General features: G+C 65.8%; 15 protein-coding genes. 14 read left to right on the plus strand and 1 reads right to left on the minus strand.

The features are described from left to right. Positions 1-6 precede the first annotated feature (6 nt). From alaS to aroB, 8 genes are all read left to right on the plus strand, one after another. Positions 7-2,676: an alanine--tRNA ligase gene (alaS, locus tag ASG84_RS19530; RefSeq protein WP_057478654.1), complete on the plus strand. Its 2,670-nt coding sequence runs from the start codon at positions 7-9 to the stop codon at positions 2,674-2,676. Positions 2,677-2,681: 5 nt separating this feature from the next. Then, positions 2,682-3,257, plus strand: coding sequence for a Holliday junction resolvase RuvX (gene ruvX, locus ASG84_RS19535; protein WP_057478655.1), 576 nt, complete (start codon positions 2,682-2,684; stop codon positions 3,255-3,257). Beyond that, positions 3,254-4,675 carry an endolytic transglycosylase MltG gene (locus ASG84_RS19540; RefSeq protein ID WP_057478656.1) on the plus strand — a complete coding sequence of 474 codons (1,422 nt, stop codon included), beginning with the start codon at positions 3,254-3,256 and terminating at the stop codon, positions 4,673-4,675. The genes ruvX and ASG84_RS19540 overlap by 4 nt, the downstream gene beginning before the upstream one ends. Position 4,676: 1 nt before the next feature. Beyond that, complete coding sequence (locus tag ASG84_RS19545; RefSeq protein WP_057478657.1) at positions 4,677-5,489, plus strand: shikimate dehydrogenase; 813 nt, start codon at positions 4,677-4,679, stop codon at positions 5,487-5,489. A 123-nt stretch (positions 5,490-5,612) separates the two neighbouring features. After that, positions 5,613-6,185, plus strand: a complete 573-nt coding sequence (locus ASG84_RS19550) for a prepilin peptidase (protein WP_082521100.1) — start codon at positions 5,613-5,615, stop codon at positions 6,183-6,185. Positions 6,186-6,197: 12 nt separating this feature from the next. After that, positions 6,198-7,385 (plus strand): chorismate synthase, encoded by a 1,188-nt coding sequence (gene aroC / locus ASG84_RS19555; RefSeq protein ID WP_057478658.1) that lies wholly within the window; start codon positions 6,198-6,200, stop codon positions 7,383-7,385. Next, positions 7,382-7,936 (plus strand): shikimate kinase, encoded by a 555-nt coding sequence (locus tag ASG84_RS19560; RefSeq protein WP_057478659.1) that lies wholly within the window; start codon positions 7,382-7,384, stop codon positions 7,934-7,936. Before aroC ends, ASG84_RS19560 begins: the two co-directional genes overlap by 4 nt. A 10-nt stretch (positions 7,937-7,946) precedes the next feature. Continuing rightward, positions 7,947-9,059, plus strand: a complete 1,113-nt coding sequence (gene aroB, locus ASG84_RS19565) for a 3-dehydroquinate synthase (protein ID WP_057478660.1) — start codon at positions 7,947-7,949, stop codon at positions 9,057-9,059. A gap of 87 nt (positions 9,060-9,146) precedes the next feature. On the opposite strand, the gene ASG84_RS19570 is transcribed toward aroB, so the two are convergent. Continuing rightward, the gene (locus tag ASG84_RS19570) at positions 9,147-9,815 is read right to left on the minus strand and encodes a B-4DMT family transporter (protein WP_057478791.1); all 669 of its coding nucleotides are present in this window, start codon (positions 9,813-9,815) and stop codon (positions 9,147-9,149) included. Between the two features lie 106 nt (positions 9,816-9,921). On the opposite strand from ASG84_RS19570, the gene ASG84_RS19575 reads away from it, so the two are divergent. The 6 genes from ASG84_RS19575 (at position 9,922) to ASG84_RS19600 (ending at position 15,177) form a co-directional block, all read left to right on the plus strand. Then, the gene (locus tag ASG84_RS19575; protein ID WP_057478661.1) at positions 9,922-11,025 is read left to right on the plus strand and encodes a M24 family metallopeptidase; all 1,104 of its coding nucleotides are present in this window, start codon (positions 9,922-9,924) and stop codon (positions 11,023-11,025) included. Positions 11,026-11,101: 76 nt separating this feature from the next. Continuing rightward, positions 11,102-11,665: an elongation factor P gene (gene efp, locus ASG84_RS19580; RefSeq protein WP_057478662.1), complete on the plus strand. Its 564-nt coding sequence runs from the start codon at positions 11,102-11,104 to the stop codon at positions 11,663-11,665. Between the two features lies 1 nt (position 11,666). After that, entirely contained in the window at positions 11,667-12,221 is a 555-nt protein-coding gene (gene nusB, locus ASG84_RS19585) for a transcription antitermination factor NusB (RefSeq protein WP_057478663.1), read from the plus strand. A gap of 117 nt (positions 12,222-12,338) precedes the next feature. Then, the gene (pyrR, locus tag ASG84_RS19590; RefSeq protein WP_057478664.1) at positions 12,339-12,926 is read left to right on the plus strand and encodes a bifunctional pyr operon transcriptional regulator/uracil phosphoribosyltransferase PyrR; all 588 of its coding nucleotides are present in this window, start codon (positions 12,339-12,341) and stop codon (positions 12,924-12,926) included. Beyond that, positions 12,923-13,864, plus strand: a complete 942-nt coding sequence (locus ASG84_RS19595; protein ID WP_057478665.1) for an aspartate carbamoyltransferase catalytic subunit — start codon at positions 12,923-12,925, stop codon at positions 13,862-13,864. The genes pyrR and ASG84_RS19595 overlap by 4 nt, the downstream gene beginning before the upstream one ends. After that, positions 13,861-15,177, plus strand: coding sequence for a dihydroorotase (locus ASG84_RS19600; RefSeq protein WP_057478666.1), 1,317 nt, complete (start codon positions 13,861-13,863; stop codon positions 15,175-15,177). Before ASG84_RS19595 ends, ASG84_RS19600 begins: the two co-directional genes overlap by 4 nt. The last annotated feature ends 1 nt before the right edge of the window (position 15,178 follow it).

A 15,178-nucleotide genomic window follows, 5' to 3' on the forward strand; every position in this document is an offset into this window, starting at 1 on the left:
GTAGCAGTGCAGACCCATGAGATCCGCAGGCGTTTCCTCGACCATTTCGTGAAGGCGGGACACACCGAAGTACCCAGTGCGTCGTTGATCCTCGACGACCCGAACCTGCTGTTCGTCAACGCGGGCATGGTTCCCTTCGTGCCGTTCTTCCTCGGTCAGCAGACGCCGCCGTACAAGACTGCGACGAGTGTCCAGAAGTGCGTGCGCACCCTCGACATCGAGAACGTCGGCATCACCACTCGGCACAACACCTTCTTCCAGATGGCCGGCAACTTCTCGTTCGGCGATTACTTCAAGCGCGACGCGATTCGCTACGCGTGGACTCTGCTGACGAACAGCGTCGAGGACGGTGGGTACGGGTTCGACCCCGAGCGCATCTGGGCCACCGCGTATCTCGACGACGACGAGGCGATCGAGCTCTGGAAGGAGATCGCCGGTCTGCCCGACGAGCGCATCCAACGGCGCGGAATGGCCGACAACTACTGGTCGATGGGCATTCCCGGACCCTGCGGCCCGTGCTCGGAGATCTATTACGACCGCGGACCCGAGTTCGGCGTCGACGGCGGTCCGGAGGCCGACGAGGATCGGTACATCGAGATCTGGAACCTCGTGTTCATGCAGAACGAGCGCGGCAAGGGAATCAGCAAGGACGACTTCGAGATTCTCGGTCCGCTGCCGAAGCAGAACATCGACACCGGCATGGGCGTCGAGCGCGTCGCGTTCCTGCTGCAGGGCGTGGACAACGTGTACGAGACCGATCTCGTTCGACCGGTGATCGCCAAGGCCGAGGAACTCTCGGGGCGCGCATACGGTGCGAATCACGACGACGACGTGCGCTTCCGCGTCATCGCCGATCACGCACGCACCGCTGCACTGCTCATCTCCGATGGCGTCAACCCAGGCAACGACGGTCGCGGCTACGTGCTGCGTCGGTTGCTACGCCGCATCGTGCGCTCGGCGCGTCTGCTCGGTGCTCCCGACGAGACGATGGCGCAGTTCGTCACCGTCGTGCGAGACACGATGGCGGAGTCCTACCCGAACCTGGTCACCGACTTCGATCGCATTCTGACCGTGGCGGTGGGGGAGGAGACGGCATTCCTCAAGACCCTCACCTCGGGTTCACGGTTGTTCGAGAGCGCGGCAGAGACGGTCAAGGCGTCGGGCGCGAAGAAGATCGGCGGCGCCGAGGCGTTCGCGCTGCACGACACGTACGGCTTCCCGATCGATCTGACGCTCGAAATGGCCGCCGAGGCGGGTCTGTCGGTCGACGAGGACGGTTTCCGTTCGTTGATGGCCGAGCAGCGAAACCGAGCCAAGGACGACGCCCGCGCGCGCAAGCATGCACACGCCGACCTCACGGTCTATCGGGATTTCGTCGACGGTTCGCCGACCGAGTTCACCGGCTTCGATGAACTCGGTTCCGACGCAACGGTATTGGCCTTGATCTCCAACGGTGTCCGCGTTCCGACCGCGGTTGCCGGAGACAGCATCGAGATCATCCTCGACCGCAGCCCGCTCTACGCCGAGTCCGGTGGACAGATCGCCGACATCGGCACCATCACCGCTCCCGGCCTCGGCGTCAAGGTCAACGATGTGCAGAAGATCGCCAAGAAGGTCTGGACGCACAAGTCGGTGGTCGAGTCGGGTCAGATCACCGAGGGCGACACCGTCCACGTCGACGTCGACCACGCCTGGCGCAAGGGCGCTACCCAGGGCCACTCGGGTACCCACATGGTGCACGCGGCACTGCGACAGGTGCTCGGGCCCAACGCAACTCAGGCCGGTTCGTTGAACAAACCCGGCTACCTCCGGTTCGACTTCTCCTGGCAGGGCGCGCTCTCGGATGCCCAGCGTGACGACATCGAGAACGTGGCCAACGACGCGGTGGGCTCCGACTTCGAGGTCAACACCATGGTCACCGATCTCGACAGCGCCAAGAAGATGGGTGCGATGGCGCTGTTCGGCGAGAACTACGGAGACGAAGTGCGAGTGGTCGAGATCGGTGGGCCGTTCTCGATGGAATTGTGCGGTGGTACCCACGTACAGCACTCGTCGCAGATCGGCCCGGTCACCATCCTGGGCGAGTCGTCGGTCGGATCCGGCGTGCGCCGCGTCGAAGCCTTCGTCGGCCTCGATTCGTACCGCTATCTCGCCAAGGAACGTGCTCTGCTGGCCGGCGTCGCGTCGTCGCTCAAGGTGCCTTCCGAGGAAGTGCCCGCGCGCATCGAGAACCTGGTCGAGCGCCTTCGCGTCGCCGAGAAGGAGCTCGACGCGGTCAAGGCCGCGGCGGTACTGGCCTCGGCGGGCGAGTTCGTCGGAAAGGCCGAGCGGTTCGGCGATGTTCGCGCGGTGGTCGCCCAGGCCCCCGAGGGCGTCGGCGGTAACGATCTGCGCACCCTGGTGACCGATATTCGAGGACGACTGGGTGCGGATCCGGCCGTCGTGGTGCTGCTCGGCACGGTCGGCGACAGGGTCCCGTTCGTGGTGTCGACCAACAAGGCTGCCCAGGACGCGGGCGTCGCCGCCGGTGACCTGGTAGCGGCCTTCGGTCCGAGCATCGGTGGGCGGGGTGGCGGCAAGCCGGAATTGGCGCAGGGGTCGGGATCGGACGTTGCCGGAATCGCTGCCGGTATCGACGCCGCCCGGGCTCGACTGTCCGAACTCACGACCCGCTGACGACAATGGCCAACCAGGGGCGTGGCCCCGATCGGCCCGGCGTGGACGATCCGGGCCGGGGACGACGAATCGGTATCGACGTCGGCAGCGTTCGCATCGGAATCGCGTCCAGCGACCCCGACGGTGTGCTCGCGACGCCGGTCGAGACGGTGCCGCGTTCGAAGGTCAAGGGTCCCGATGCCCCCGACGTGGTGCGCGTTGCGGAGATCGTGGCCGAATACGAGGCTGTCGAGATCGTGATCGGTCTGCCCCGGACGCTGCGCGGCGAGCGCGGTAGTGCGGTCGATGCGGCCGAGAAATTCGGTCGGTCCCTCCACCGACGGTTGGACGACGTGCCGATTCGAATGGCCGACGAGCGACTGACTACCGTAAGTGCGTCGCGTGCACTACGGGACAGCGGTGTACGGGCCAAGAATCAGCGATCGGTGATCGATCAGGCTGCGGCGGTGGCGATATTGCAGGGCTGGCTCGACGAACGTCGTGCCGTGTCGACTCGCGCAGCTGCCGATCACGCGGTCTCGGATGACGCGGTCTCGAATGACGCAGGGACGAATTCAGGATCGACGGAGGTCGACGAGTGAACAACCATGGGTCCTTCGATCGGGACCGGCGACATGCGCGCTCCGACGAGGCGCACACCGATCCGATCGGGTATCGCGTGGACGAGGGCAGCGACTTCGATCGCCGTATGCACGGCCGTCCGCACCCGCCGCAACGGCACGAACCACACCCGACACCTGCACCCGGCGCTGATCGTTCGCTCCCTGACGCCGAACGCGACGCGGAACCGCGCGAGGTGGGCCGGAGCCGAGCTGCGAGCCGCAAGGACCGTGCTGCCTCCACGCGAAAGCGTCGGGGCCGGATCGTGGCGCTGGTACTGGGGTTGGCGCTGATCGTCGCAGTGGCAGGCGGAGGGTATTTCGCAGTGAGCAAATTCAGCAATCGCACCACCCCGAACGCGGACTTTGCGGCCGGGTCGCCCGGTGACGGCGTGGTCATTCAGGTACACCCCAACGACACCGCCCAACAAATCGGTACCGAAGCAGCAGACAAGGGTGTCGTCGCCAGCTCGGGGGCATTCCTCGAAGCCGCGATCGCGAACAATGCCATCACCTCGGTCCAGCCGGGCTTCTATCTGCTCACCAGTAATGTGCCTGCCTCACGAGCAGTGAGCGAACTGGTGGACCCCGCCTCCAGGGTGGGAAACATGGTCATCTCGGAGGGACGTCAGCTGCACGACGCGCGTGACGTGAACACCGGTGCGGTCAAGAAGGGCATCTACACGCTGATCTCCGAAGCCAGCTGTGTGGACCGAACCGGCAGCGGTAGCCCGACCTGCGTGAGTTACGACGACCTCAACGCGGCCGGAGCCGTGGACGACCCAGCGGCACTCGGCGTTCCCGACTGGGCCACCGATCGCGTCGAGGGAGTTCCGGACCGCGATCGGCAGCTCGAGGGCCTGATCGCCGCGGGGACCTGGGATTTCGATCCCAGTGCTGCACCCGCCGACATCCTGAACCAGCTGGTTTCCGAGAGTGCCACCCGCTACGAGGACACCGGGATTCTCACCGCGGGCACGAACTCCGGGCTCACGCCCTACGACACTCTGGTGGCTGCATCTCTCGTCGAGCGGGAGTCGCTGCCGCAGGATTTCAGCAAGGTGGCCCGGGTGATTCTCAACCGGCTTGCGGTGCCGCAGAAACTCGAGTTCGATTCGACGGTCAACTACTCACTCGACACGACCGAGGTGGCCACCACCGACGCCGACCGGGCGCGCGTGACCCCGTGGAACACCTATGCCAGCGAAGGTTTACCGGCAACCCCGATCTCCTCGCCGAGCATCGGTGCGGTGCAGGCCGTCGAGGCACCGGCCGACGGTGACTGGCTGTACTTCGTGACCATCAATCAAGCGGGTGAAACGCTGTTCACTCGCAGCTACGAGGAACATCTCGCGAACATCGGGAAGGTCGAGCCGGGCTTTCTCGACAGCGGTCGCTGACGTGCGGGCCGCGGTACTCGGAAGCCCCGTCGCACACTCGAAGTCGCCGCTGCTGCACCGCGCTGCGTACCGCGCTCTCGGTCTCGACGACTGGAACTACGACCGGATCGAGTGCACCGGTGAGCAGTTGCCGGGCATGCTCGACGGTTTCGGTCCCGAATGGGTCGGCGTTTCCGTCACGATGCCGGGCAAGGTCGCTGCTCTGAACTACGCCTCCGAACGCACCGACAGGGCCGTGCTGGCCGGCTCGGCGAACACCCTGGTGCGCACGGCGTCAGGCTGGCGGGCCGACTGCACCGACGTGGACGGGGTCGTCGGCGCCCTGCGCGGGGCCGGGGTCGTCGACCTGACGGGCAGAGCCGTCATGGTGGTCGGAGCGGGGGGAACGTCGCGGCCGGCGATCGTCGCATCGGCCGCACTGGGGGCTGCCGCCGTCACCGTCGTCGCGCGTTCGGCCGACCGGGCAGCGGACACTCTGCACTGTGCCGCGGCCGCGGGTCTGCATGCGGAGTTCGTACACACGACCGACCCCCGCCTCGCCGAGATCGCGGGTGCGAGCGCTGTCTTGGTCAGCACCGTGCCCGCGGCCGCGGCCGCAGACATAGCTGCTGCACTGGCCCACGCTCCCGTGGTGCTCGACGCCATCTACGATCCCTGGCCGACGCCGCTGGCAACTGCAGTGGAGCTGGCCGGCGGAACCGTTATCAGTGGCCTGGCGATGCTGCTCGAGCAGGCGTACGGGCAAGTCGAGCAATTCACAGGCCGGCCTGCGCCGCGGGAAACAATGCGCGCCGCGTTGACCATTACCGAGTGAGCACGCCTCGCCCGTAGTCCACAGGCAAAGGTTTGTCCACAGGCGTTGGGTTGTCCACAGGGCAATGTGCGACCACGTGTTTCTCCAGTGGCCGGCCACGGTTGGGATGCGACCCTTCGGGCCATGTTCGGTCTGTGTGCAGCATCGGTGGTCGGTGCCCTTGCCGGGGTAGCGATGCGGTTCGGTCTGGTCCGATGGGATCCACGGTTCCTGCCGCTGTTGTCCGCGGTGGGCACCGGATGGGTCTGGTGGCGGTTCGGCGGCTCCCCGTTCGTGGGTCCGATGTGCATGCTGACCTGGTGGTGTGCGGCGCTCAGTGCTGTCGACCTCAGACGTCGCCGGTTGCCGAACGCCCTGACGATCCCGGGTGCGATCGTGGTCACGACGGTGCTCGTGTCGGCGGGTTCGGCGAGAGCATTGCTCGGCGGGGCCCTGCTGTTCGCGATCTACCTCGTCGTACACGTTCTCGCGCCGTCTGCGTTCGGTGCCGGGGACGTGAAGCTGGCCTGGTCGGTGGGCTCGATCGCAGCTCTCGGCGGTGGGGAAGGGTGGGTGATCGCGGCGCTGTCGGCACCACTGGCAACTGCCGTGGTGGGATCGATGGTCGCGGCCTCGGGGCACAGGCGGGCACGTATTGCGCACGGCCCGTCCATGTGCGCGGCGACCCTGCTGGCATCCGCAGCTTGCCTGCCGTGAAAAGATGTTCGAGTGCTGCGCTGGATAACTGCCGGAGAATCCCACGGACCCGCTCTCGTCGCCATTCTCGAAGGAATGGTCGCGGGAGTCGAGGTGACCTCGGACGATATTGCCTCCCAACTGGCCCGTCGTCGTCTCGGTTACGGCCGCGGGGCCCGAATGAAGTTCGAGGCCGACAAAGTCACGCTCACCGGCGGTGTACGGCACGGCCGCACCATGGGTGGACCTGTCGCTATCGAGGTCGGCAACACCGAATGGCCCAAGTGGGAACAGGTGATGTCGGCCGATCCGGTCGACGACGCAGTGCTTGCGGATCTTGCGCGCAACTCGCCGTTGACCCGCCCACGCCCCGGGCACGCCGATTTCTCCGGAATGCTCAAGTACGGCTTCGACGATGCGCGCCCGGTTCTCGAACGCGCGAGCGCACGCGAGACCGCGGCCAGGGTTGCCATCGGCACGGTTGCGCGACTCTTCCTGAAGCAGGCGTTCGGCGTCGACGTCGTGTCCCACGTGATCTCCATCGGAGCATCCGATCCGTACGTCGGTCCGCCGCCTGTCGGTGATGACCTCGACGCAATCGATGCCTCCCCGGTGCGCGCATTCGACAAGGCCGCAGAGGAGTCGATGATCGCCGAGATCGAGGCTGCGAAGAAGGACGGCGACACCCTCGGCGGCATCGTCGAGGTGGTCGTGCACGGACTCCCCGTCGGTCTCGGGTCGTTCGTCTCCGGGGAACGCAAGCTCGACGCCAGGTTGGCTGCCGCGCTGATGGGAATCCAGGCCATCAAGGGTGTCGAGGTCGGTGATGGTTTCGAGACCGCCCGCCGCCGCGGCAGCGTCGCTCACGACGAGATCAAGCCCGGCCCCGACGGGGTGCTCCGCTCGACCAACCGCGCAGGCGGCATCGAGGGCGGGATGACCAACGGGGAACCATTGCGAGTGCGGGCCGCGATGAAGCCGATCTCCACTGTGCCGCGCGCGTTGTCGACCGTCGACATGACCACTGGAGACGAGGCGGTCGCCATTCATCAGCGCTCGGACGTCTGCGCCGTTCCGGCTGCCGGTGTCGTCGCCGAGACCATGGTTGCCCTGGTGATCGCTCAGGCAGCGTTGGAGAAGTTCGGTGGGGATTCGCTGGCGGAGACGACGAGCAACGTCGACCACTATGTGAAGGGCACCGCCGCCCGACCTCCACGATGAGCCCGTACGCGGTCCTCGTAGGACCGCCGGGTGCAGGCAAGTCGACCATAGGCAGACGCCTGGCGCAGGCCTTGCATCTGGAGTTGTTCGACACCGACGTGGCCATCGAACGAGAGACCGGTCGCACGATCGCCGATATCTTTTCCCACGACGGTGAGCCGGCCTTTCGGCAGATCGAGGAGCGGATAGTGGCGGGAGCGCTTGCCACGCACGACGGCATCGTCTCTCTCGGAGGTGGCGCGGTGCTGTCCGCTTCCACGCGCGCTCTGCTGTCGAAACACACAGTTGTCTACCTGGAAATCAGTGTGGCAGAAGGTCTTCGGCGGACGGGAGCGAACACCGTGAGGCCACTGCTCGCCGGTCCCGATCCCCGCGCGAAGTACCAGGAACTGATGCGATATCGGCGTCCCCTCTACCGCTCGGTGGCCACGGTGCGTGTGCGAACCGACAGTCGCAGCCCCGCCCGAGTGGTGGGCCAGCTGGTCTCGAAACTGACGGCGATCGCACCGGTGCCCGCGCGCGACGTGAACGACGAAACCCCCAGTAGATGAAGGTGATTCGATGACAGAGCCAGTGCGCGTCCAGGTCGAGACCGCCAACCCGTACCCGGTGATCATCGGTCGAGGTCTGTTGACGGACCTCGTCGACGAGCTTGCCGGAACCGCCACCGTGGCGATTTTCCATCAGCCACCGCTGGCCGAAACGGCCGAGGCTGTGCGAGCGGCATTGGCCGAGAAGGGAATCGACGCACACCGCATCGAGATTCCGGATGCCGAGGACGGTAAGGACCTCGCCGTTGCGGGATTCTGCTGGGAGGTGTTGGGCCGTATCGGTCTCACCCGCAGCGATGCCATCGTCAGTCTCGGCGGCGGAGCCGCGACCGACCTGGCCGGATTCGTGGCAGCAACGTGGATGCGCGGGGTCCGCATCGTGCATGTACCGACGACGCTGCTCGCCATGGTCGACGCCGCCGTCGGCGGCAAGACGGGCATCAACACGGACGCCGGAAAGAACCTCGTCGGGTCCTTCCACGAACCGGCTGCCGTGCTGATCGACCTCGCCACACTCGAGACCGTGCCTAAGAACGAGATCGTCTCGGGCATGGCCGAAGTGATCAAGACCGGCTTCATCGCCGATCCGAAAATTCTGGACATCATCGAGGCCGATCCGGCGGCGGCGCTCGATCCCACCGGTGACGTTCTACCGGAGTTGATCAAGCGGTCGGTAGAGGTCAAGGCAAAGGTGGTGGCGGCGGATCTGCGCGAGTCGAACCTGCGCGAGATTCTGAACTACGGTCACACGCTTGCCCACGCCATCGAGCGACGCGAGCAGTACCGCTGGCGCCACGGTGCCGCGGTGTCGGTCGGTCTGGTGTTCGCGGCCGAGCTCGGACGGCTGGCCGGTCGTCTGGACGACACCACGGCCGACAGGCATCGCTCGATTCTCGAATCGGTCGGATTGCCGGTCACCTACGACGAGCACGCGTTCGGGGACCTGCTGAAGGGCATGCAGACGGACAAGAAGAATCGGGCCGGACTGTTGCGGTTCGTCGTCCTGGACGGTCTGGCCAAGCCGGGACGGCTGGAGGGTCCCGATCCAGCTCTGCTCGTTGCCGCATTCTCCGCGGTCGGTCGCGAGGCCCCGGCGACCGGTGGGTCCGCGATCATGCTGTGAGGATCGGCTCCTGTTCCGGAGGAGATGAGAACGGGCGGTGAGTGACGCGTCATGCGTCGCTCACCGCCCGTGTGTCTGTGGCCGGAGTCAGGAACCGTCGGCGCTGCCGTGTCGGTTGCCGCGCTTGTCCATTCGGGGCTTCCCGTCGGCGTCCACTGCCGAGAACACCTCCGTGTCGGCTTCGCCGTGCTCGGCGGCCCACTGGGGTTCGGAGCGCGTGGGCTCTGCTTGCGATCGAGTGTCGCGACTCGACTCGGCGCGTTCCGCGCTGCCTGCCTTGACCAGCTCGCGGTCGTGGGCACGGTCGGCGTCGGACGTCGCCAGCTTCTTCTTCGCTTCGCGGTTGACGATCAACCGACCGACGAACACCGCAATGCTGGCCACGATGAAGATGGTGAGAATGGTGAATGCTGCGCCCGAGGTGAGCTCGAAGATCAGACCGTTCTGACCGAGGCTGAAGTCGACGAAGAAGTCGATGATCCAACTGAGAAGTCCAGCGAGCAGTCCTGCGACCGCCGCGGCCTTGAGCCACACCATCGTGAGGTCCTGGCCGTCGTCGGGATCAGGATGATTACGACGATCACGGACTCCGTCGATTCCCGCCCAGACGACGATCACGAGGACCACGAGGGCGTATGCCACCCATCGCAACGCCGAGCCGCTCAGCGGCCACATCGATACTGCCGCCCCCAGCAGCAATCGAACGACGGCGTTGATCAATCCCATACTTATGCCACGCACTGCCCACCCAGTCATGCGGCACAGCATATCCGCACGTCGCCGTTCGTGTGGCAGGGCCCACAAAGTTCGAGTCCGACGCGTCCGGGCAGAGGTGCCAGGGGCGAGCAGTAATGTCGAACGCATGCCTGCTGATTTCGGTGCCCGTCGCGGCGCCCTGCGTGAACTGTTGGCCGCCGACGGCCTCGATTCGATGTTGATCACCGACTTGCTGAACGTGCGTTATCTGACCGGCTTCACCGGTTCGAATGCGGCGCTGCTGGTCTCGGCGGCGGATTCGAGCCACGGTGAGAACGAGACCGTGATCTGCACCGACGGTCGGTATGTCACCCAGGTCGCGGAGCAGGTGCCGGATCTCCGTGCGGAGATCGATCGCGCGTCGGCGATACACCTCCTCCGATCAGGGGTGTCGGGTCGTGGTGGCCGTATCGGGTTCGAGAGTCACGTGGTGACGGTCGATGCTCATCGGGCCTGGGCAGAGTTGGACGGGCGCGTCGAATTGGTGCGGGCACCGGGTGTGGTCGAGTCGCTGCGCATGGTCAAGGACGAGTTCGAGGTGGGATTGCTCCGCGATGCGTGCCGCGCCGCCGACGATGCGCTTGCCCAATTGCTGAGCGGAGGCAGCATCCGCGCCGGGAGAACCGAGCGTGAGGTGGCCCGCGAACTGGAATCCGCGATGCTCGACCACGGTGCCGATGCGATCTCGTTCGAGACGATCGTGGCTGCCGGGGTCAATTCCGCAGTGCCGCATCACCGCCCGACGGATGCGGTGTTGGCCGTGGGTGACTTCGTGAAGCTGGACTTCGGTGCGCTCGTGGGCGGGTACCACTCGGACATGACCCGGACCTTCGTGATCGGGAGTCCGGCGCAGTGGCAGCGCGACCTGTACGAGTTGGTGCAACGGTCGCAGACGGCCGGGCGAGAGGCGCTGGCACCCGGGGTGAACACAGCTTCGGTCGACGCGGCGTCACGCTCGGTCATCGACGACGCCGGGTACGGCGAGCACTTCTTGCACGGCCTCGGTCACGGCGTCGGCTTGGAAATTCACGAAGCGCCCGGAATCGCGAAGACGAGCACCGGTACACTGCTGAGCGGTGCAGCGGTCACCGTCGAGCCGGGTGTCTACTTCTCCGGTCGCGGCGGCGTTCGGATCGAGGACACACTCGTCGTTCGCGACGGGGGTCCGGAACTGCTCACCCTGACAAGCAAGGAACTCACGTCCGTCTAGCGCGCGGGCGGGAGCAAATCCCGCACCAGACCGACGGCGCGTCACGCGCACAAACGATTGAGGAGACGCGAAGCAAGTGGCTTCCACCAGCGATTTCAAGAACGGACTGGTTCTCAACCTGGAGAACCAACTGTGGTCGATCATCGAATTCCAGCACGTCAAGCCCGGCAAGGGGCCTGCCTTCGTGCGGACCAAGCTCAAGAACGTGCTCTCGGGCAAGGTCGTCGACAAGACGTTCAACGCCGGTGTGAAGGTCGAGACCGCAACGGTCGACCGTCGCGACATGACCTACCTGTACCACGACGGCAGCGACTACGTGTTCATGGACGCCGACACCTACGACCAGCTCTCGATCGGTGAGGCCACGGTCGGTGACGGTGCGCGATTCCTGCTCGAGAACCTGCGCGTCCAGGTCGCCATGCACGAGGGCGTCCCGCTGTACGTCGAGCTTCCCGTCACCGTCGAGCTCGTGGTCAAGCACACCGATCCCGGCCTGCAGGGCGACCGCTCCACCGGTGGCACCAAGCCTGCCACGATGGAGACCGGAGCCGAGATCTCGGTGCCGCTGTTCATCAACACCGGCGACAAGCTCAAGGTCGACTCGCGTGACGGCAACTACCTCGGGCGTGTGAACTCCTAACGTGTCATCGAAGAAGTCGGCATCCTCCGGCGCGCAGAGCGGTGCCCCCGGTGCCAAGAAGCTGGGCGCGCGTCACAAGGCCCGTAAGCGTGCGGTGGACTTCCTGTTCGAGGCAGAGGCGCGCAACGTGGACCCGGTGAACCTGGCCGCCGAGCGCATCGAACTCGCGCGCGGCGACGACACCATCGCGCCGGTCAGCGAGTACACCTCGACGTTGGTCGAGGGTGTGGCGGAGAACTTGGATCGCCTCGACGGAGTGATTGCCGATCACCTCAAGGATTGGACGCTCACGCGTCTTCCTGCAGTCGACCGGGCCATCCTTCGGATCGCCGTCTGGGAGCTGTTCCATGCCACCGACGTGCCTCCCGTCGTCGCCGTCGACGAGGCCGTCGAGCTGGCCAAGCAGTTGTCCACCGACGAGTCGCCCGGCTTCGTCAACGGTGTGCTCGGTCAGATCGTTCTGGTCGCGCCTCAGGTACGCGCGGCGGCAGCGGCGGTCTCGAGCCGTACACAGGCCGAAGCCACCGCCGAGACGCCGGTCGACGCCGAACAGTGACCGAACGCTCTGCGAGCCTGGTAGGTGTGGTTCGCAGAGCGTTGCTAGGCTCTACGCAGTTTCATGTCAGACATCCTTTAACGATCCGTCCAGAGAGGCGGAGAAGGAGGTCGTAGTTTGTCTGCGCCCGAAAGCTCGTCTGCGAACTCTGCTGTTCGCGAATTGCTGTCCTCGGCCGATGTGGGACGAACCATCTCCCGCATGGCCCATCAGATCATCGAGAAGACGGCCCTCGACGCCGCAGACTCACCTCGCGTCGTCCTCCTGGGCATTCCCACTCGCGGCACCACTCTGGCCGAGCGCCTCGCCGAACGCATCGAGGCATTCTCCGGCGTTCGACCCCCGCTGGGTTCTCTCGACATCACCCTGTACCGCGACGATCTTCGCAACAAGCCGCACCGTCCCCTGGAGAGGACGTCGGTCCCGGCCGGCGGTGTCGACGACGCGTTGGTCGTGCTGGTCGACGACGTCCTGTTCTCGGGCAGAACAGTTCGCTCCGCGCTCGACGCACTACGCGATCTCGGTCGACCGCGCGCCGTGCAGCTGGCGGTTCTCATCGACCGCGGGCACCGCGAGCTCCCGCTTCGGGCGGATTACGTGGGCAAGAACGTGCCCACTGCGCGCACCGAGGACGTGTCGGTGCTGCTCTCCGAACACGACGGCCGCGACGGTGTCAGCCTGTCCGAGGGGGGATCGGCGCGATGAAGCACCTTCTCTCGGTCGCCGATCTCACCGTCGACTCGGCCACCGAACTCCTCGACGAAGCCGAACGCTTCGAGCAAGCGCTGCTCGGACGCGAAGTCAAGAAGCTGCCGACGCTGCGCGGACGCACCATCATGACGGTCTTCTTCGAGAACTCCACGCGCACTCGCGTCTCGTTCGAGGTGGCCGGCAAGTGGATGAGTGCCGACGTCATCAACGTCAGTGCCAGCAGTTCATCGGTGTCGAAGGGGGAGTCGCTCCGCGATACCGCGATGACGTTGCGGGCTGCTGGAGCCGACGCCCTCATCGTTCGACACCCGGCATCGGGTGCCGCACACCAAATAGCTCAGTGGACCGCTGATCAAGGCGCTGGCCCCGCGGTGATCAACGCGGGCGACGGAACCCACGAACATCCCACCCAAGCCCTCCTCGACGCGCTGACGGTTCGTCAACGTCTGGGCACCATCGCCGGCCGACGAGTCGCGATCGTCGGCGACATTCTGCACAGCCGGGTGGCGCGGTCGAACGCGATCCTGCTGGCCAAGCTCGGTGCCGAGGTGGTGCTGATCGCGCCACCGACTCTGCTTCCCGTTGGTGTGTCCGGCTGGCCGGTGCGGGTGTCACATGACATCGACGCCGAACTGCCCGGGTTGGATGCTGTGCTGATGCTGCGCGTGCAGGCAGAACGAATGAACGGCGGGTTCTTCCCCTCGGCTCGGGAGTACTCCATCACGTACGGGCTCTCGCAGCGCCGACTGGAGCTGCTGCCCGATCATGCCGTCGTGCTGCACCCCGGTCCGATGCTGCGCGGTATGGAGATTGCATCCTCGGTCGCGGACTCTCCCAAAACTGCAGTCTTGCAACAGGTTACGAATGGAGTTCACGTGCGGATGGCGGTGCTGTTCCGATTGCTGGTCGGTTCGGACGGGGGTGCCTCATGACCGCATCCACCTCCTCGGTGCTGCTGCGGGGCGTGCTGCTGTACGGCGAGGGCTCCGAAACCGACGTGCTGATCACCGGCGAGGAAATCGCCGCGATCGGTGCCGACCTCGATGCCGAGGACGCGCAGGTGATCGACGCCCGCGGGCACATTCTGCTGCCCGGATTCGTCGACATGCACACGCATCTGCGCGAGCCGGGCCGTGAAGACACCGAGACGATCGAATCCGGTTCGGCAGCTGCGGCTCTCGGCGGTTATACCGCGGTGTTCGCCATGGCCAACACCGATCCGGTTGCCGACTCGGTGGTCGTGACCGACCACGTCTGGCGTCGGGGACAGGAAGTCGGCCTCGTCGACGTCCACCCGGTCGGTGCGATCACCGTCGGCCTCAAGGGCAAGCAACTCGCCGAGATGGCCACGATGGCAGCGGGAATCGGCCGAGTGAAGATGTTCTCGGACGACGGCCACTGCGTCGACGATCCACTGATCATGCGTCGGGCGTTGGAGTACTCGAGTTCGCTCGGTGTGCTCATCGCTCAGCACGCCGAGGAGCCACGGCTCACAGTCGGTGCCGTCGCGCACGAGGGGCCTACTGCTGCACGGCTCGGACTGGCCGGTTGGCCGCGTGCGGCCGAGGAATCGATCGTCGCACGGGACGCCCTGCTGGCCCGAGACGCCGGTGCGCGGGTGCACATCTGCCATGCGTCCACCGCCGGCACCGTCGAGTTGATGAAGTGGGCACGCGGACAGGGGATCAAGATCACCGCCGAGGTGACCCCGCATCATCTTCTGCTGGACGATTCGCGCCTCGAGACGTACGACGCGATCAACAAGGTGAACCCGCCGCTGCGCGAGAAGTCCGATGTCGACGCCCTCCGTCGAGGCCTCGCTGACGGTGTGATCGATTGTGTGGCAACCGATCACGCGCCTCACGCCGAGCAGGACAAATGCTGTGAATTCTCGATTGCCCGTCCCGGCATGCTCGGACTCGAGACCGCTCTGTCCATCGTGGTCGACACGATGGTGACGCCCGGCCTACTCGACTGGCGTGGCGTCGCCAGAGTGATGAGCGAGCGTCCCGCGCAGATCGTCGGGCTGTCCGACCAGGGCCGGCCGATCGAGGTGGGCGAGATCGCCAACCTCACCGTGGTCGATCCGGACGCGAGCTGGACGGTATCGGGCAAGAAATTGGCCAGCGTCGCGCACAACACGCCGTTCGAGGACATGACCTTCTCCTCGAAGGTGACCACGACGGTGTTACGCGGACGAATCACCGTCCACGGCGGAGTCGTGACGAACAGGGCAGGGGAGTAGA

This window comes from Rhodococcus sp. Leaf278 (assembly GCF_001426085.1).
Lineage (GTDB): Bacteria > Actinomycetota > Actinomycetes > Mycobacteriales > Mycobacteriaceae > Rhodococcoides.

Bases quoted from the DNA above. Each gene is read 5' to 3' on its own strand.
- ruvX (WP_057478655.1), top strand. From the start codon at position 2,682: ATGGCCAACCAGGGGCGTGGCCCCGATCGGCCCGGCGTGGACGATCCG.
- ASG84_RS19550 (WP_082521100.1), top strand. From the start codon at position 5,613: ATGTTCGGTCTGTGTGCAGCATCGGTGGTCGGTGCCCTTGCCGGGGTA.
- ASG84_RS19560 (WP_057478659.1), top strand. From the start codon at position 7,382: ATGAGCCCGTACGCGGTCCTCGTAGGACCGCCGGGTGCAGGCAAGTCG.
- aroB (WP_057478660.1), top strand. From the start codon at position 7,947: ATGACAGAGCCAGTGCGCGTCCAGGTCGAGACCGCCAACCCGTACCCG.
- ASG84_RS19570 (WP_057478791.1), bottom strand. From the start codon at position 9,815: ATGACTGGGTGGGCAGTGCGTGGCATAAGTATGGGATTGATCAACGCC.
- ASG84_RS19575 (WP_057478661.1), top strand. From the start codon at position 9,922: ATGCCTGCTGATTTCGGTGCCCGTCGCGGCGCCCTGCGTGAACTGTTG.
- ASG84_RS19595 (WP_057478665.1), top strand. From the start codon at position 12,923: ATGAAGCACCTTCTCTCGGTCGCCGATCTCACCGTCGACTCGGCCACC.
- ASG84_RS19600 (WP_057478666.1), top strand. From the start codon at position 13,861: ATGACCGCATCCACCTCCTCGGTGCTGCTGCGGGGCGTGCTGCTGTAC.